19 protein-coding genes, 2 riboswitches and 1 other annotated feature are annotated in these 17885 nt (G+C 46.8%); of the genes, 5 read left to right on the top strand and 14 right to left on the bottom strand.

The features are described 5' to 3' along the window. Nucleotides 1–10 precede the first annotated feature (10 nt). Nucleotides 11–844, bottom strand: coding sequence for an STAS domain-containing protein (locus tag VP472_RS06575; RefSeq protein ID WP_146276620.1), 834 nt, complete (start codon nucleotides 842–844; stop codon nucleotides 11–13). A 219-nt stretch (nucleotides 845–1063) separates the two neighbouring features. Between VP472_RS06575 and VP472_RS06570 the strand changes: the two genes are divergently transcribed. Both VP472_RS06570 and metE read left to right on the top strand, forming a co-directional pair. Next, nucleotides 1064–2023: a S8 family peptidase gene (locus tag VP472_RS06570; protein ID WP_146276618.1), complete on the top strand. Its 960-nt coding sequence runs from the start codon at nucleotides 1064–1066 to the stop codon at nucleotides 2021–2023. A gap of 139 nt (nucleotides 2024–2162) precedes the next feature. Further along, nucleotides 2163–2317: riboswitch (SAM riboswitch) on the top strand. An 83-nt stretch (nucleotides 2318–2400) separates the two neighbouring features. Further along, nucleotides 2401–4689, top strand: coding sequence for a 5-methyltetrahydropteroyltriglutamate--homocysteine S-methyltransferase (gene metE / locus VP472_RS06565; RefSeq protein ID WP_077722117.1), 2289 nt, complete (start codon nucleotides 2401–2403; stop codon nucleotides 4687–4689). Nucleotides 4690–4737: 48 nt separating this feature from the next. Here the strand turns inward: metE and yeiL are convergent, their stop codons facing one another. Further along, nucleotides 4738–5409, bottom strand: a complete 672-nt coding sequence (gene yeiL, locus VP472_RS06560; RefSeq protein ID WP_146276616.1) for a transcriptional regulator YeiL — start codon at nucleotides 5407–5409, stop codon at nucleotides 4738–4740. A gap of 81 nt (nucleotides 5410–5490) precedes the next feature. Here yeiL and VP472_RS06555 point away from each other — a divergent pair, with 81 nt between their 5' ends. Both VP472_RS06555 and VP472_RS06550 read left to right on the top strand, forming a co-directional pair. Continuing rightward, complete coding sequence (locus VP472_RS06555) at nucleotides 5491–6675, top strand: MFS transporter (protein ID WP_146276614.1); 1185 nt, start codon at nucleotides 5491–5493, stop codon at nucleotides 6673–6675. 297 nt (nucleotides 6676–6972) lie between these two features. Continuing rightward, entirely contained in the window at nucleotides 6973–8088 is a 1116-nt protein-coding gene (locus tag VP472_RS06550) for a BclA C-terminal domain-containing protein (protein WP_077722114.1), read from the top strand. Between the two features lie 20 nt (nucleotides 8089–8108). Here the strand turns inward: VP472_RS06550 and VP472_RS06545 are convergent, their stop codons facing one another. The 4 genes from VP472_RS06545 to VP472_RS06530 all read right to left on the bottom strand — a co-directional run bounded on the left by VP472_RS06545 (nucleotide 8109) and on the right by VP472_RS06530 (nucleotide 10860). Further along, a complete protein-coding gene (locus VP472_RS06545; protein ID WP_071391940.1) occupies nucleotides 8109–9236 on the bottom strand; it encodes a glycosyltransferase in 1128 nt (375 codons plus the stop codon). Nucleotides 9237–9240: 4 nt separating this feature from the next. Continuing rightward, nucleotides 9241–9705 carry a hypothetical protein gene (locus VP472_RS06540; protein WP_070081701.1) on the bottom strand — a complete coding sequence of 155 codons (465 nt, stop codon included), beginning with the start codon at nucleotides 9703–9705 and terminating at the stop codon, nucleotides 9241–9243. Between the two features lie 19 nt (nucleotides 9706–9724). Further along, nucleotides 9725–10309: an alpha-helical endospore appendage domain-containing protein gene (locus VP472_RS06535; RefSeq protein WP_225979747.1), complete on the bottom strand. Its 585-nt coding sequence runs from the start codon at nucleotides 10307–10309 to the stop codon at nucleotides 9725–9727. A 140-nt stretch (nucleotides 10310–10449) separates the two neighbouring features. Continuing rightward, nucleotides 10450–10860, bottom strand: coding sequence for an organic hydroperoxide resistance protein OhrB (locus tag VP472_RS06530; protein ID WP_003154758.1), 411 nt, complete (start codon nucleotides 10858–10860; stop codon nucleotides 10450–10452). 137 nt (nucleotides 10861–10997) lie between these two features. Here VP472_RS06530 and VP472_RS06525 point away from each other — a divergent pair, with 137 nt between their 5' ends. Continuing rightward, nucleotides 10998–11444: a MarR family winged helix-turn-helix transcriptional regulator gene (locus VP472_RS06525; protein ID WP_014304877.1), complete on the top strand. Its 447-nt coding sequence runs from the start codon at nucleotides 10998–11000 to the stop codon at nucleotides 11442–11444. 27 nt (nucleotides 11445–11471) lie between these two features. On the opposite strand, the gene VP472_RS06520 is transcribed toward VP472_RS06525, so the two are convergent. The 8 genes from VP472_RS06520 to VP472_RS06485 form a co-directional block, all read right to left on the bottom strand. After that, nucleotides 11472–11897 carry an organic hydroperoxide resistance protein gene (locus VP472_RS06520; protein ID WP_014304876.1) on the bottom strand — a complete coding sequence of 142 codons (426 nt, stop codon included), beginning with the start codon at nucleotides 11895–11897 and terminating at the stop codon, nucleotides 11472–11474. A gap of 113 nt (nucleotides 11898–12010) precedes the next feature. Further along, entirely contained in the window at nucleotides 12011–13258 is a 1248-nt protein-coding gene (gene proA / locus VP472_RS06515; RefSeq protein ID WP_146276612.1) for a glutamate-5-semialdehyde dehydrogenase, read from the bottom strand. Next, nucleotides 13255–14367 carry a glutamate 5-kinase gene (gene proB / locus VP472_RS06510; RefSeq protein WP_146276610.1) on the bottom strand — a complete coding sequence of 371 codons (1113 nt, stop codon included), beginning with the start codon at nucleotides 14365–14367 and terminating at the stop codon, nucleotides 13255–13257. Before proB ends, proA begins: the two co-directional genes overlap by 4 nt. 69 nt (nucleotides 14368–14436) lie before the next feature. Then, nucleotides 14437–14649: a binding site (T-box leader), on the bottom strand. Between the two features lie 86 nt (nucleotides 14650–14735). After that, a complete protein-coding gene (gene purU, locus VP472_RS06505; protein WP_146276608.1) occupies nucleotides 14736–15638 on the bottom strand; it encodes a formyltetrahydrofolate deformylase in 903 nt (300 codons plus the stop codon). A 73-nt stretch (nucleotides 15639–15711) separates the two neighbouring features. Beyond that, nucleotides 15712–16026 carry a DMT family transporter gene (locus tag VP472_RS06500; RefSeq protein WP_032874649.1) on the bottom strand — a complete coding sequence of 105 codons (315 nt, stop codon included), beginning with the start codon at nucleotides 16024–16026 and terminating at the stop codon, nucleotides 15712–15714. Further along, the gene (locus tag VP472_RS06495) at nucleotides 16026–16364 is read right to left on the bottom strand and encodes a DMT family transporter (protein ID WP_070081695.1); all 339 of its coding nucleotides are present in this window, start codon (nucleotides 16362–16364) and stop codon (nucleotides 16026–16028) included. The genes VP472_RS06500 and VP472_RS06495 overlap by 1 nt, the downstream gene beginning before the upstream one ends. 66 nt (nucleotides 16365–16430) lie before the next feature. Next, a riboswitch (guanidine-I (ykkC/yxkD leader) is annotated at nucleotides 16431–16539 on the bottom strand. A 12-nt stretch (nucleotides 16540–16551) separates the two neighbouring features. Further along, nucleotides 16552–17097: a GNAT family N-acetyltransferase gene (locus tag VP472_RS06490; protein WP_070081694.1), complete on the bottom strand. Its 546-nt coding sequence runs from the start codon at nucleotides 17095–17097 to the stop codon at nucleotides 16552–16554. Nucleotides 17098–17196: 99 nt separating this feature from the next. Then, nucleotides 17197–17715 (bottom strand): acyl-CoA thioesterase, encoded by a 519-nt coding sequence (locus VP472_RS06485; protein ID WP_003154772.1) that lies wholly within the window; start codon nucleotides 17713–17715, stop codon nucleotides 17197–17199. Nucleotides 17716–17885: the final 170 nt, after the last annotated feature.

Here is a 17885-nt window from a genome sequence, read left to right as displayed (position 1 = left end):
GTTATGTATGTTATTGATGATAATTGAGAGCCTGAGCGAGATTGGACTTGACCGTAATATCTGAGAAATTAATGCCGAGCTGTACGGCGGTTTGAGCGATTTCCGGCCTGATTCCGGATAAAGTGGACGTGACGCCGATCAATTTCAGCGCCTCAATTAATTTAAAAATCTGATGCGCCACCATCGTATCGACAACCACTACACCCGACAGGTCAATTAACAGATGTTCAATCAGCCGTTTTGCACATGTGCTCAGCGTATTCTCAAGAATGAATTTGGCGCGCTCCGTGTCAATATCGCCGACAAGCGGCAGCAGCGCCGTCCGTTTGCTCAGCGTGATAACCGGCGAGCTTAACTCCAAAATCATTTCTCTTTGCGCATTCAGCTGCATTTTTGAGTTATGCTCAGCATGATCGACAAACGTGTAAATCGTAAAATCAAATACTTGTGCAATTAAATTCTCCCATTTCTTCCTTTCTCCCTGAGCAAACGAAGATTCATGTTTATCGGCAAACGCATCATAATAACTGATGTATAGTCTCCGGTTTCTCATGAATTCACGGACCACATACTGGACGGGAGTATCCAGATGCTTCTGGTCTTTCGCAAGCTCAATCACCCACCGCTCGAACTCTTCTAAAAATTCTTTTTCCGGCATGATATACATTTTATTAATATGCCGGTAAAATTCTTTATCCTGCTCCGTCAGTTCTTCTGTGATGACGGGATTTGTCAAAGAATAAATCGAATTAGGATCCGAATCTTCCATCGTTTCGATCCACTCTTTCGCAATTTGATCCACTTGTTCTGAAAAATAGCTGTATAATGCTTCACTTATCTTCATATCTCTTCTCCTTTCCCATTTCCAATTATAGCGTCAGCGGGTCATGAATGAAAATGAAAGCTGTTAAACTATCCATTTATTTGAAATTTTTTAGTACGATAGATTACGCCTTTTTTATGAAAATGCTTCAAATGACTCTTTCCGGCCGGCATGCTCTGCCATAAAATAGTAGCAACACCCTTGTATCCACTCGCAAGCATAAAAAAGGAGGGCTTTTTTATGAATGGTGAAATGCATTTGATTCCTTATGTCACGGATGAACAGATCATGGATGTGAACGAGCTTCCTGAGGGGATTAAAGTGATTAAGGCGCCAAAGTTGTGGGCAAAAGGGTTTAAAGGCAAGGATATTAAAATCGCGGTGCTTGACACAGGCTGCGACATCAATCATCCTGATTTGAAAGACCGGATTGTCGGCGGGAAAAACTTCACCGATGATGACGGAGGCAAAGAAGACGTGATTTCCGATTACAACGGACACGGGACACACGTTTCCGGAACGATTGCCGCCAATGATTCAAACGGCGGAATTTCGGGTGTCGCGCCGGAAGCAAGCCTTTTAATCGTTAAAGTTCTCGGCGGTCAAAACGGCAGCGGCAAATACGAATGGATCATTAACGGCATCAACTACGCCGTTGAACAAAAGGCGGACATTATTTCCATGTCACTCGGCGGGCCGAACGATGTGCCTGAATTGAAAGAAGCCGTCACAAATGCGGTAAACAGCGGTGTTCTGGTCGTTTGCGCGGCAGGAAACGAAGGCGACGGAGACGAGCGTACAGAGGAACTGTCATATCCGGCCGCTTACAACGAAGTAATCGCAGTCGGATCAGTCTCAATCGCCCGTAAATCGTCTGAATTTTCAAACGCTAATAAAGAGATTGACCTGGTGGCTCCGGGAGAAAATATTCTCTCCACCCTTCCCAACCATAAATACGGGAAGCTGACGGGCACTTCAATGGCCGCCCCGCATGTGAGCGGTGCGCTTGCCTTAATAAAAGGGCTTGAACAGGACGCGTTTCAGCGGACGCTTTCTGAGGCTGAAGTCTACGCCCAGCTCGTGCGGCGGACCCTTCCTTTGGACATCGCCAAAACATTGGCCGGGAACGGATTTCTGTATTTAGACGCACCTGAAGTGCTGATGGAAAGAGCCGAACAGGCACAGCTGCTGTCTTTCTGATATTTTTCTCGTATAATGATTGATCAGTTTGTCACATCACCAATTTTTAAATTGTGAGATTTTCTATTGACAGTGATCTGAATAAGCTGATAAGATAACCAACAAATGATGTAACTTTTCAAAAAAATTGAAATACTTTCTCTTATCGAGAGTTGGGCGAGGGATTGGCCTTTTGACCCCAACAGCAACCGACCGTAATTCCATTGTGAAATGGGGCGCGTGATTTTTGCGCCGAGACAATTGTCTCATAAGGCACGGTGCTAATTCCATCAGACGTGATCTGAGAGATAAGAGAGGCTTGCATTTTGAAGTTAAAGCCTCTTTCTCTCATGAGAAAGAGGCTTTTTTGTTACATCTCACTTAAAGGAGGAGACTTAATGACAACAATCAAAACTTCGAACCTCGGTTTTCCGAGAATCGGCTTGAACAGAGAATGGAAAAAAGCACTTGAGGCTTATTGGAAAGGAAACACTGATAAAGAAACGTTTCTTAAAGAGCTTGACGGCTTATTCTTATCAGCTGTCAAAACCCAGCTTGACCAACATATCGATATCGTGCCGGTCTCTGATTTCACCCATTATGACCATGTGCTTGATACCGCCGTCAGCTTTAACTGGATTCCGGAGAGATTCCGCAGCATCACGGATCCCGTTGATACATATTTCGCGATTGCCCGCGGTGTAAAAGACGCCGTTTCCAGTGAAATGACGAAATGGTTCAATACCAACTACCATTACATCGTTCCTGAATATGACGAAAGCATTGAATTCCGTCTGACGAGAAACAAACAGCTTGACGACTACCGCCGGATCAAAGAAGAATTCGGAGCGGAAACGAAACCTGTCATCGTCGGTCCGTATACATTCGTCACGCTTGCGAAAGGATACGAAGAATCAGAAGCGAAAGCGATTCAAAAGCGCCTTGTTCCTCTTTATGTGCAGCTGCTGAAAGAGCTTGAAGCAGAAGGCGTCAAATGGGTTCAGATTGATGAGCCTGCCCTTGTGACAGCTTCTTCTGAAGATGTCCGCGCCGCCAAAGACCTCTATGAAGCGATCACAAAAGAGCTTTCAGGACTGAATGTCCTCCTGCAGACATACTTCGATTCGGTTGATGCATATGAAGAACTCGTTTCTTATCCTGTACAAGGAATCGGACTTGATTTCGTGCATGATAAAGGCAGAAACCTTGAGCAATTGAAAAAGCACGGCTTCCCGAAAGATAAAGTGCTGGCAGCCGGTGTGGTCGACGGCCGGAACATTTGGAAAATCGATGTTGAAGAACGCCTTGATGCAGCTTTGGATATCCTCAGCCACGCTGATGTTGAGGAGTTATGGATTCAGCCTTCAAGCAGTCTTCTGCACGTGCCGGTGGCGAAACACCCTGACGAGCATCTTGAAAAGGATTTGCTGAACGGCCTGTCATACGCTAAAGAAAAACTGGCGGAACTCGGCGTCTTAAAAGAAGGGCTTCTGTCCGGCAAAGCGGCCGTCAATGAGCAGATCGAAGAATCAAAAGCGGCACTTAAGGCTTTAAAAGCATTCGCAACAGGAGCGAACTCAGCTCAAAAAGAAGAGCTGAATCAGCTGACGGAAAAAGACTTCTCCCGTCCGGCAAGCTTTGAAGAACGATTGGCGCTGCAGAATGAATCACTCGGTCTTCCTCTTCTGCCGACGACGACAATCGGAAGCTTCCCTCAATCTGCCGAGGTGCGGAGCGCACGGCAAAAATGGCGGAAAAAAGATTGGACGGATGAACAGTACCAAGCCTTTATTAATGCGGAAACGAAGCGCTGGGTTGACATTCAGGAAGAAATCGGCTTAGACGTGCTCGTTCACGGAGAATTTGAGCGGACGGATATGGTCGAATACTTCGGTGAAAAACTGGCCGGATTCGCCTTTACGAAATATGCATGGGTGCAGTCTTACGGTTCACGCTGCGTACGTCCGCCTGTCATTTTCGGAGATGTCGAATTTATCGAACCGATGACGGTAAAAGATACGGTCTACGCCCAATCGCTGACGGAAAAACACATGAAAGGCATGCTGACGGGACCTGTCACCATCTTAAACTGGTCATTCCCGCGTGTGGATATTTCAAGAAAAGAAATCGCCTTCCAGATCGGGCTTGCCCTCAGAAAAGAAGTAAAAGCGCTTGAAGATGCCGGTATTCAGATTATCCAAGTGGATGAACCCGCGCTCCGCGAAGGACTGCCGTTAAAAACGCAGGATTGGGATGAATATTTAACTTGGGCCGCAGAAGCATTCCGGTTAACGACATCTTCTGTGCGAAACGAGACGCAGATTCATACGCATATGTGTTACAGCAACTTTGAAGATATCGTAGATACGATCAATGATCTTGACGCGGATGTCATTACAATCGAACACAGCAGAAGCCACGGAGGATTTTTAGAGTACCTGAAAGAACATCCTTACGTGAAAGGCCTCGGACTCGGTGTATACGACATTCACAGCCCGCGTGTGCCGGCAACTGAAGAAATCTATCAAATTATTGATGACGCGCTTGAAGTGTGTCCGACTGACCGCTTCTGGGTAAACCCGGACTGCGGACTGAAAACAAGACAGCAGGAAGAAACCGTTGCGGCATTAAAAAATATGGTCGACGCCGCGAAACAGGCACGAAAAAAACAAGCTCAGCTTGTATAATGAAAACAGCCATCCGTAATTTGCGGATGGCTGTTTTTTCTGGGCGTGCTACTTATTCTGCAGCGCTTCTGCAAGTTCGTACAATGAATCATACTGCTTCATTTGATAGCCCCGCCCTTCTTTTTGCAAATACCCTTTTTGGCAGAATTGCGTCAGCACATGCAAGAGATGACGGTAAGATACACCCAAATAATCACAGACCGTTACGTGCTTCTCTTTATAAACCCCTTTATAAGCCGTCTGCAAAATAAAATCAGCAAGCCGGTTTTCAAGCGGGAACGCCAGACTTTGTGAATATTTCGAAGCCATAAGCGTTGCCTTAGCACTTAAAAACTTAGCCAGCTCACGCAGGAATTTCGCATCCTGCAGCAATTGCGCGCGGCAGTGGTAAATAGGCAGAGCAAAACAAACAGTCTTCGCTGAGGCTTGAATTCCTTTTGTGTAATACCCTTCATGTAATAGTTCCATCTCTCCGATGTAATCATTTTTGTTGATAAAATTAATTAAAGAAACTTTCCCGTTTTGGTGGGTTACATATATTTTCGCTTTTCCTTCAATCACGTAAAACAGGAAGTCAGGTCTCCTGCCCTCTTGAATAATCCATTCGTCCCGCTCATATTCGCGCACTTCCATAAACTCTTCAGCGGGGAAAGAGAATAAATGCGCGATTGAGTGTTTTTCTAACTGATGCCGCTTTTTCTCGCCTTTATAAATTTCCATCGTCCACCCCAAAAATATGAGATATCTCATATTGTCTTTATGTCCTTACATGATAACATGCCAATGAAAGGAGGAACGGGAATGAAAGCATATCGCTGGATGAGTCTGCATTTTTTTAGTTTTTTTATGACATGGGGTGTTTTTCTGCCCTATTGGACGGGATGGATGGTGCATATAAAAGGGGTTTCCGTATCCGAAGCCAGTTTCATTATGAGTCTGGGCCTGGCGGCAAGAGGGATTTCCACATTATTTTTCTTCCCTTATTTATCAGGAAAATTCAGCAGCAAAGCCTTATTAAACGGCGCCAGAATCGGGACGCTTCTCGCACTTTTATGTTATATTCCCGCTGATTCTTTTCAAAGCCTGCTTCTTGTCACATTAGTGCTGCATGTGTTTTACCCGGCTTTAATGCCTGCTTTAGACAGCGCTTGCGGCGTCCTTGTACAGCATAACGAATTAAAGGCTTATGGGACAAGCCGACAGTGGGGTTCTGCGGGTTTTGTTTCAGCCGGCGTCATCCTGTCCGTCTTTACAGGTATATTCGGAGATCAAGCGATTTTATGGGCACTGCTTTTGGGCGCCCTGATATTCGCATGCCTCAGCTTTATGCATGCGCCAGCTGTTCTTTCAAAACGGCCGGAAACAGACCGTGCAAGAAAAGAGGGCATGTTTGCCTTATTTCGCATCAAATATTTCGGTCTGGTGCTCGCAATCGTTATCTTACTGCAGGCGGCACATGCATCTTACTACAATTACGGTTATCTCTTTTTGCAGGAAATCGATGCACCCGCATATGCCATCGGAATCATCATCAACATCGCCGTTATCGCGGAGATTATCTTCTTTGCAATCGCTGACCGATACTTTCATCAATTTACGGCAGGCTCTTTGCTCGCCCTGGCGGCGCTTGGTGCTACCGTACGCTGGATACTCGTATTTGCCTTCCCGCATGTCATCATTTTCTGTATTGCGCAGACGCTGCATGCCTGTTCATTCGCGATGGGACACTATGCATTTATGAAATACTTAATTAAAAATATTTCACCCGCGCAAATCCCGAAAGCCCAAGGCATATATTCAGCGCTTGCTCTCAGCTGGAGCACTGCGGTATTTACTATTTTCGGAGGTTTTTTATATGAAATTGAACCCCGGTATGCCTTTATCGGAATGATTGTTTGTACGATACCGTCCATGCTTCTCGCCCTTTTATACAGAAAACTTGAAATGAAAAAGAGCGTTTTTGCAGGAAACGCACAAGATATATAGCCATCGCTTTATAGACGATCACATGCCCCGCTGTCATTTTGACCGATTTGCGAATGCTGTACGATGTATTTTCTCTATATTTAAAGTATTTCCTTCATATATGATGAAATCAAAAACAGTGGTATAACCTGCTCAATTGCAGGTTTATTTTTGTATGCTTAATTGGTTTATTAAGGGAATCCATTCAGAAACTTGGACAGAATCAGTGAATATAATGATACAGTACTGCTTACGCTCATTTGGGGGAACTTTGTTCGTAATAAAATGATTTTCAGCCAACTCATAAGGAGGGACATTGTGTCACAGCCTAATTTGCCCAATATCACCCCTGTCGTTACACTTTCCAGAGACGATACCATTAACCTTCTTCTTTCGTCAATTGCCATGGAAGAGCTGGGAATGGCACATATTCTGAATGCGGAAGGGGAAAAAATCCAGTACGCGCTCGGAACGATTCCCGGATTAACAGGACCCCCGTCAAGTCTTGCGGATATTCTTAATCTGAATGAGAGCGTCCGGGATACGCTTGACAGCTTAATGAAACAGGAGCTTCTTCTCGGTTCAAAATTGGACAGTATCTCAAATATCCCTACACTGGCGGGGCCGACTGGTGCCACGGGGCCGACGGGAGCAATCGGCCCGGCCGGAGCGACGGGGCCAACCGGACCGATCGGGCCGACAGGGGTCACCGGTGCGGGTCTTCAAGGGATTGTTGCTTTTAATCCGCTGACCGCCCCTACTTACACGACCGGACAGGTTGTCTTGTATAACGGCAGCTCTTATGTCGCAAACGTAAACAGCCCGTCGGGAACCCCTGAAACCTCAGCTGACTATACACTTTTAGCTGCGGCGGGAAGCACCGGCGCTACTGGCTCCACAGGACCTACCGGAGTCACCGGGGTTACTGGCGGTACTGGATCAACTGGAATTACTGGCGTTACAGGACCGACCGGTGTTACCGGGGCTACCGGCATTACAGGGCCTCCGGGAAGCACCGGAACAAGTCTGACAGCCACTTCCGGCTATGCGAGCAATACGGGCGGCGGTGTTGTCGCAGTTATTAACGGCGGCACGGCCATTTCCTTACCGAATGAACAAAACCTCTCAGCGGATATTACCGCTAATGCCGCAAATACTGTATTCACCGTTGCTCCGGCAGGACGGTACTATATTTCCTACCATATTAATTTAACGGCCGGCCTGCTAGTAAGTTCGCGCATCTTAATCAACGGCACTCCGGCTGCAAGTTCGATTATTGCCCCGGTCGCGTCTTTGGCAAACTTCAATAACTCCTTTATTGTGACTTTGACAGCAGGCAGCACCATTCAGCTCCAGCTGTTCGGATTATTGGGTGCGGCCACATTGCTTGGAGGAAGTGCCGGCGCAGCTTTAAACATTATTCGATTATCTTAATGGAACATGCAAAAAAAGGATCAGGCGTTTGTCCGCTGATCCTTTTTTAATTGAGACAGAAGTTCTTGCGCGGGTTTAAATTGCGGATTGAACTTCACGGATTTTTTGGCGTAAGCGATGGCCGTCATATCATGGTTTAATGCAGCATGGCATTTCGCCATATAATAAAAAGCTCTGAAATCGCCGGCACCTTTTAAAATGAAGTGATCAGCGTTTTCTCCTTCAACCTGCGTTCCGGCTTCAAATGCTTTGATTGCGGCTCTGTACTTTTCCAAATGATATAATACAAGGCCTTTATAATAATGAAGATTGCTGTAATCAGGATAAAGCTTGAGCACTTTTTCAATCCCTTGTTCGGCTTCTTCATATCGCTTGAGCTCAAGCAATATTGTATATTTTAGAAAATACAGAAGAGACGGAGGCATTCGTTTCTCACTTAAAAATTGAAATATCGAGCCGTTGACAAGATGTAATGCTTTTTCATAGTCTTTTATTCTGTAACATTCACTTGCCAAATGATAGACTAGCCACGGATCAGGATTTTCCTCTGAAAGTTCTTCATTTAATATGCTGATATTCCGTTTATGTTTTTGCTTGATTTTTTCTTCCTGCTCCAAGTAGCCGTAGTGATGAATCACACATGGGAGCGTGAAAAAAGCATTGTTTTCTTCCTCATTGGGAGCCGAGATATTCTCGTGAATTCTGCCTTGATACAGAAGGCCTTTATGATTGCGGAACAGTCTCGGCTGCATGCTTTCAAACGCTTCGTTTTCATCGAGCTGCTTCCCCGTATAATTGATGATTTTCAAAAGTCCCCGGCTCGGTAATCCGTCATGAAGCAGCGAAGTTAAAAAACGGCCCGTCTCCTGATCGAGCTCTTCATCCGCGTCAAGCACTAAAATCCAATCCCCTTCGGCATGCTGAAGGGCGTAATTTCTGGCCTTTGCGAAATCATTCTCCCATTCGAAATCAAACACTCTTGCCTGAAAGCTTTTGCATATATCTTTTGTATTATCTTGTGATCCGGTGTCTGCGATGACGATCTCATCAGCGATGTCTTGTACACTTGATAAACAACGGGAGATGTATCTCTCCTCGTTTTTCACAATCATGCAAAGAGTCAGCTTACATTCAGCATTTCCGCTCATTTTCTCACCTTTCCCGATTTTGGAGTTGTTGATTGAACCAAGGCCGTTCAGGAGTGCCGTTCATCGTTATGATGACAGGCCGCACCCATCTGACGGCAGGTTCGGCAGTTGATTCTGCATCCCATTCCTGAAGCTGCCTGACAGCCCGCTTCGTAATGGGATGCGCCCGAAATTCGCGCGGGCTTTCACAAATGAATTTTTTCGTTCGTTCCGTCACTGTCTTCATTTCATGAAAGTGCCGCTCATACATCTGCTTCTGTTCTTCTTCCAAGCTGATCATTAAAAACAGCCGGCCGCCTGTTTCCATCTGCCAGCGGCACAATGCGGAGAACAGCCTGATTTCTTCTTTGTAATTTGAACCCCTTCTTTTATCCACGGTCACAGATAATATATTTAACAGCGCCATCGTGAGACAATGCAAGGCTTCAAAAGATGTCTGTTTCGCTTTTGAGATGCTTTGATACGGCATATGCTTCACCCGTCTTTTTTTATGAACGCTCCCCGCCTTTTTTCTTCCAATCGCATTCCTCACAATCCCCGCACTCACAGCAGCCAATGCGGCCGTAAAACAGGTCGTCACACGGATCTTCCGGATCACTGGGATCGTCCGGATTCCACGGGTCATCAGGATCGCCCGGATCACTCGGATTACTTGGGTCGTCCGGATTCCACGGGTCATCAGGATCACCCGGACCACTCGGATTACTTGGATCATCCGGATTCCACGGGTCATCAGGATCGCCTGGATCACTCGGATTACTTGGATCGTCCGGGTCTATACAGGCTTCAGCATCCTGTAAGTAGATAATGTCTTCAAGCTTCGTCTGCAAAAGGAGTTGTGATTTCATGACGGTGCGCAGGAGCCGTTCAGTGCTTCTATTGATTGATGATAATTCCCCTAAGGAGGGATCGCCGGAAGCGCTGAGAAACATTTGAATCCTTTCCGCTTCCGCCTGCAAAATATGGGATAGTCCGATTTCTTCCATAGCCACGGATGAAAGAAGGAGGTTCAGGGTCTCACATCTGGAGAGTGTAATGTCGGGGGTGATGTTCGGTATGTTTGGAAGAGACATCGATTTCTCCCTCTTTTCTCTTGGTGTCATTATGCAAAAGTGCTATATCGTATTCTTATTCCGGGAGGGAAGAGATCATTACTGATGTTTTCGTTAATAAAATATCCCGGATATGAAATCCGGGATATTCGTTCGTTTCTTTATTTCAATTCAAGTTTGACGTCTACATTTCCTCTTGTTGCTTTTGAATACGGACAGAACTCGTGAGCGGCGTGCACAAGTTTCTCCGCCGTTTCTTTATCAAGATCTTTTGTATCAATGACGAGCGTTACACCGATTTTGTAACCTCCGTCACTCTCATCTTTTAAAAGGCTGACCTGTCCTTCAATTTCAGAGGTCATGTCGATTTTTTGTTTTTGGGCGGCGAGCTCAAGCGCTCCCCCGAAGCAGGCGGCATATCCTGCCGCAAAGAGCTGTTCAGGGTTTGTGCCGGTTTCTCCGTCTTTTTTTGCATTCGGCATGATGATGTCAAAATCCAGCACCCCGTCTTCGGATTTAATATGTCCTGCTCGTCCGCCGACTGCGGTCGCTTTTGAAGTAAATAATGCCATTATTATCAGCCTCCTCATTGTACTTACTGTATATATTGCCCCTGCTCATATTTTTAAACATGATTGCAATAGGAAATGGGCCGTTTTTCGGCTACAATAGGGGTAACGTTAACAAAAAAGAGTTGGTGAAAGAAGTAATGGCAGAAAAAGATTTTGAACATATGAAACTGGAGAATCAGCTATGTTTTTTGCTGTACGCAAGCTCAAGGGAAATGACGAAACGGTACAAACCGCTGCTTGATAAGCTCAACGTAACTTATCCCCAGTATTTGGCGCTGCTTTTATTATGGGAGCACGAAGAACTGAATGTGAAACGGATGGGTGAGCTTTTGCACCTGGATTCCGGAACGCTGACACCGATGCTGAAACGGATGGAGCAGCACGGAATCATCATGAGAAAGCGGTCGGCTGAAGACGAGCGATCCGTGACGATCAGGCTCACAGATGAAGGACGGGCCTTGCAGAATACAGCGGCGGATATCCCCATTGCCATGCTGGAACAGACGGGACTGTCAAAAGAGGAATTAAAGCAGGTAAAACAGTCGCTTTATGAGGTGTTGAAAACGCTGCACGGCAAAAAATAAGGATGCCCCGAATGGGCATCCTTATTTTTATTCTGCTGCCAGAAGCTTCACTTCAATATTTCCCGCTGTCGCTTTTGAATACGGGCACACACCGTGCGCTTTTTGGATAAGGGCTTCAAGCTCCTGTTTCTCAATGCCGGATGCTTTGACCTCAAGGGTGACGCCGAGTTTATATCCTTGGTCGCTTTCATCTTTCAGCAGACTGACATGCGCAGTGACCTCTGTTTCAATACTCAGACGCTCTTTTCTTGCTACGAGTTGAAGAGCGCTGTCAAAGCAGGCTGAATATCCTGCGGCAAACAGCTGTTCAGGGTTTGTGGCTTGTTCGAGCTTTTTTGCTCTTGGCGTTCCCGGCATGGCAACATCAAGATTCAGCACCCCGTCAGAAGACGTGACTTTCCCTTCACGTCCGCCTGCGGCTGAAACGGTTGCAGTAAATAATGGTTTTGTCATATAAATTCACCTCTATTATATTGTGTACAATCTAATTTTACGAAATATAATGGAAACCGTCAATCTTTCCGCATAAAAAAAGCTTACCCTTTTTGAAGGATAAGCTTAAAAGATTATACCCGGATTTGTCCGTTTCCTTTGATGATGATTTTTGTAGATGTTAACGCCGGAAGTCCCATCGGCCCTCTCGCGTGAAGCTTTTGCGTGCTGATGCCGATCTCGGCTCCGTATCCGAATTCAAAACCGTCCGTAAACCGGGTTGAAGCATTATGATACACGGCGGCGGCGTCAACGGCGGTCTGGAAGTAAGCCGCATGCTCGGCGTTCTCCGTCAGAATGGCTTCTGAATGGTTTGTGCCGTACTGCTGAATGTGGCGGATCGCCTCCTGTACGTCCTGCACCGTTTTTACACTGAGAATCGGCGCCAGGTACTCCGCTCCCCAATCGGCTTCTTCTGCTTGTTTCGCTTGGGGCTCCAGTCCGCAAATCACCTGGTCTCCTCGGAGCTCCACCCCTTTTTCTGTCAGCTGATTCAGCAGCTTTCGTCCGTGTTCTTCGGCCCATTTTTCATGAATCAGAAGAGATTCAATCGCGTTGCAGACCGAAGGACGCTGTGTTTTGGCGTTGATGACGACCTCGCTTGCCATAAAGGGATCTGCTGACTCATCTATGTACACGTGGCAATTGCCCGCTCCGGTTTCTAAAACGGGTACGGTTGATTCCCTGACCACAAGGTCAATTAAATTTTTACCGCCGCGCGGGATCAATACATCCAGCCCATCATTTAATGTAAAGAGCTGTTTGGCGGTTTCTTTGCTTGTATCTTCGATGAGCTGAACGGCATCAATCGGAAGCTTTGACAGCCCAAGTGCGCGTTTCATCACACTGACAAGCGCTATGTTGCTGTGGATGGCGGAAGAACTTCCTCTGAGCACAACCGCGTTTCCGGTTTTCAGACAGAGTGTGGCCGCGTCTACGGTAACGTTCGGTCTGGCCTCATAGATCATGCCCACTACTCCGAGGGGCACGCGGATCTTTTCAATAGATAATCCATTCTCTTTTTGAATGGTCTCCAATGATTCACCGACGGGATCTTCAAGACCGATTAGCAGTTCCACGGCGTCCGCGATATCGAGCAGGCGTTTTTCATCAAGCGTCAGCCTGTCAATAATGTCAGGTGTCAATCCTCTTTTCTGTCCTGCTTCAATATCTTTCTGATTCTCTGTTAAAATCAGCTGCCGTTCATTTCTGAGGCCGTCTGCAATACATTGGAGCGCTTCGTTTTTTTCAGCCGTCGTTTTCATGACCATTTCGGCAGCCGCTTCTTTTGCCAAAGCTGCTTTTTGCAATACTTCACTCATTTGTGTTCCCCCTCGTCAAATAAATTCACCCAATCATCTCTGTGAATCACTTCCACCTGCTTCGTTCCTGAAAGCTGGTCGCTCCGCTTCCCTTTGGCTTCTAAAATTTCATCGGATGAGTACTGCGTCTGCCCTTTGCCGATAATGCCGCCGGGCCCTCTGACTTCCACTACGGCTCCTTTCGGAAAACTGCCGCAGACATCGGCGACGCCGGCCGGGAGTAGACTTGACCCGTTATGGATCATCGCCTGCTCCGCTCCCCCGTCAATGATGATTTCCCCTGATATCGGAGAATGAAACATGATCCATTGCCGTGTATTATTCACTGAGGACAGATCTTTATCGCCGATATAAGTGCCGTCGCCTTTTCCGTCTAAAATCACCATCAGTTTTTCACGTCCGGAGCCGGTTCCGATAAACACCTTCACCCCGAGCGACAATGCGGTCTGAGCGGCGAGAAGTTTTGACTTCATGCCTCCGGTGCCGACCTTTGAGCCTGCTGACCCGGCATATCCGAGCAATTCAGGTGTGATGTCATTCAGATAGTCAAACCGCTTTGCGTCCGGGTTTTCATTCGGATTGGCATCGTACAGCCCGTTAATGTCTGTGAGAATCATTAATTGGTCTGCATGAATCAAACCGCTTACAAGCGCCGACAGCATATCGTTATCACCGAACGTCAGCTCTTCGACTGATGTGGAATCATTCTCATTAATAATCGGCACGACGCCGCGCTCCAACAGTTCCATTACGGTGGCATAGGCATTTCTGTACCGCTCTCTTTTTGAGAAATCATTTCTTGTTAATAAAATTTGTGCCGGCGTCAGACCGTATCTTTTTAAATGATCCATATATTCCTGCATTAAAAGCGTCTGGCCGACTGCGGCAGCTGCCTGCTTTCCTTTTATCGTAACGGGTCGCGACGGATAGCCGAGAGCGGAAAAACCCGCTGCCACCGCGCCTGAGGTAATGAGGATCACTTCATGCCCGTTTTCTTTTAATAAAGAAATGGCTTCCGTATGTTCCTTGATTTTTGCTTCATCAATACTTCCGTTACTGTTGGTGAGCGAGCTGCTCCCGATTTTCACAACAATTCTTTGTTTTTTCATCGTTTCTCCTCCGTGGCAATCAATCCAAACCGGCTCTCGTCAATAAAAAAAGCCCATTCCGTCCTGAAAAATAAGGACGAAATGGGCTTTCCGTGGTACCACCTTGTTTGAACGCGTTTTTCACGCGTCCCGCTTTCCTGTAACGCCAGGTATCGCGCCTGAGTTTTCCCCTCAGGACTCCAAGGCAGGTTCGGCAGGTTTCATGCGGCAAAATGTTTCAGCGGGCCATTTTGCTCTCTGTCACAGAAAGTTCTGCGTACTGATCCTCTTCAACGCTCAATGATTTTTTTATATTATGCAAAGAAAACAGGTTCTTGTCAAGACATTTTCATCCATAAAAAACAGCCCGCCTCCCCGGCGGACCGTCATTAATTAAATACGATCGTTTTGTTTCCGTGAACGATGACGCGGTCTTCCAGATGCCATTTTACGGCTCTTGCCAACACGCTCCGCTCAATCGTTCTGCCGATATTCTTCAGATCCTCTGCGTGATCTCTGTGATCGACGCGTTCAATATCCTGTTCAATAATCGGCCCTTCGTCAAGATCGTCCGTCACATAGTGAGAGGTCGCGCCGATTAATTTCACTCCGCGCTCATAAGCCCGTTTATACGGATTAGCGCCGATAAAGGCCGGCAGAAATGAATGGTGGATGTTAATAATCCGATTCGGATGGGCAGATACAAATTCAGACGTCAAAATCTGCATGTAGCGGGCCAGAACGATCACATCAATCTTATACCGCTCCAGCAGCTCAAGCTGGCGCCGCTCCACTTCGGCGCGGATGTCTTTGTTAGCTTTCATGTAATGGAACGGAATATTCAGCGGCTCGACCACTTCTTTCGCCTCTTCGTGGTTGCTGATGACGACCGCAATTTCGGCCATCATATTGCCGCTTTGCCATTCCCAAATGAGTTCATGAAGGCAGTGCAGCTCTTTGGATACAAAGATCGCCACTCGCTTCAGCTCACTTGCCAGAGAGAGGCTCCATGTCATGCCGAATGTCTGGGCGATTGAGGCGAACGCCTGCTTTAAATCCTCTTTTTTCTCACGAATGCCCTTGCAGTCGAATTCGATCCTGAGAAAAAAACGTCCGCCTTCAGGGTCAGTCGTATATTGATTTGATTCAATAATATTCGCGCCGTGTTCAAACAAAAACGCGGACACAGCCGATACAATTCCCGGCTGATCGGGGCAGCTGACAAGCAGGCGCCCTTTTTCCTCATTCCCGCGGCGGTATTCTTTCAGCCGCTGTGTCATATATGAATTCATCTGTTTTAATCCCTCGTATCTTCATAATTCGTAACTTATTATAGATTATACTGAAAATTTGATAAAAATCAATTTACGAAAGAATTTTCAGCCCTACGGCTGCGCACAAAATAAGCGCAATGAAAAAGATGCGCTTCGCATCCTTCTGCTCGCCGTAGAAAAGAATGCCGGCTAAAGCGCCGCCCGCCGTGCCGATACCGGTCCAGATCGCATAGGCCGTGCCCATCGCAATCGTCTCCATCGCATAAGAAAGCAGGGAAAAAGAAGCCGCAAATCCGACGATTATGAAGAGAATCCACTTGAATTTCTTTTCTTTTTGAAATTGATTCATTAAAATGACCCCGAGCATTTCACAAAGACCCGCGGCTATCAGGCTGATCCAATGCATTACGCCTTCTCCTCCTTCGTCTCAGGCTTATCCTGTGTGACCAGCTTTAATCCGATGACACCGATCAGCAAAACGCCGATCAGCAAGATTTTCACCGGATCGGCCTGTTCTTTGAAAAGCAGGATTTCACTGAGCACGGTGCCCGCTGTCCCGAGTCCGGTAAAGACCGCATATACCGTTCCTACGGGCAGGCTGTCCGTCGCCTTGATTAATAGATAAAAACTGATGATGATTCCCGTAATCGTACCGCTCCACGTCAGTGCTGAATCAGCATGTTTCAGGCCGGTGACCCATACCACTTCAAATACGGCCGCTATGACCACTAAACCCCATTTCATGTTCTTCATCCTTTCTGTTTCCGGACAATACAAAAAGCCCGGAATAGTCGTCTCACATGAGATTGACTCTCCCGGGCTTTTTTCCCTCCGTGTGCATATGCGGGATATGTCCGCATATGTGTTTTCTCTCGGACCAGGCCATGTATGAACATGCGGAACCCTAGAAAACATGTCTGTTCGTATCATACTACATTTCGCCGAAACGTTCAACGTCAGATGTGATGTCAAATACCGTTAGCCGCCTCCCCCATTTGGTAACGGTCTCACCGGGCACCATGCCGATTTTTTCCGCGACGCGGACGGAGGCAGCGTTTTCCGGATCAATCAGCGCCGCTATGCGTCCGTATTGCTGCGTATGAAAACCGTAGTCCAGACAGGCGTTCGCCGCCTCTGTCGCATAGCCGCAGCCCCAGCGGCGGCGGGCAAACATATAGCCGATTTCCATCAAAGTGTTTCCGCTTATCGTCTGCGGAACGATTCCGCATTGACCGAGAAATGCGCCCGTCTCTTTATCCTCTGCGATCCAAAGACTGACGCCGTATCCTGCTGACAATCGTTTGTTCCAGGCAATCCATTCCTTCGTTTCCCGTCTGCTTTTAAGAGAAGGATAATATTTCATGACCTCTCTGTCGGTAAACAGCCCGTACAAATTGTCTTCATCGTCATCCCGCATAGTCCGCAGACGGATACGCCCGGTTGTCAGGATGGTGCCGGAAGACTTATGTTTCATCATGCACGCCACGTCTCCTTTCCCTGTAATAAATTATGGACCCGGCAGGAAAAGTCCTTTTTCAGCATAAAAAAACCGCTTTTTAAAAAAGCGGTTTGACGATTACCAAGGCTTATCTGTTCCGAGCGCCTCGGCCAGGGCCTTGCTGTGTTTTAAGCGGTTTTTTCGTTCTCCGGCGCGCTGTACGGCCGTATTGTGAAGCATGATTTCTTCCTCGGTTTCCGGCACGATTCGCGGAACGGGCACCGATTTCCCATTTGAATCGAGCGCGACGAATGTCAGAAACGACGTTGCCGCAAGCTCGCGTTCACCCGTCATCAGATGTTCTTTAATGACTTTGACAAACACTTCCATAGACGATGTGCCGACCCACGTGACGTAAGATTCAAGACATACGGAATCCTGTTGGCCGATCGGGCGCAAAAAATCTACAGAATCCATTGAGGCCGTGACTGTTTCACACCGGCAGTGGCGGGCCGCGGAAATTGAAGCGATATCATCAATATAGCTCATCAGCTTTCCGCCAAACAGCGTATTGTGATTATTCGTATCAAGCGGAAAAACCCTGCTTGTCTTGACAACCCTTGTTTCTTTGCAAAATCTTGATTCTGGCAACTTCATATTATTTAAACTCCCCTTTGGTGTCTGGTCGTTTTGACATTTCATCTGTACCCTATTAAACAATACTTTGATCGTTTTGTCTAAAATTTTAAATATTAAGTTGGTTAGATATTCTATCAGAAATGTTTCATTATTCATCACATCCGGGAATAATAAACGCACATTGAATA

This window comes from Bacillus sp. MT(2024) (assembly GCF_036362845.1).
Classification (GTDB): Bacteria; Bacillota; Bacilli; order Bacillales; family Bacillaceae; genus Bacillus; species Bacillus velezensis.
Note: the sequence above shows the minus strand (reverse complement) of the source record. Positions and strands in the feature narration are given on the sequence as shown.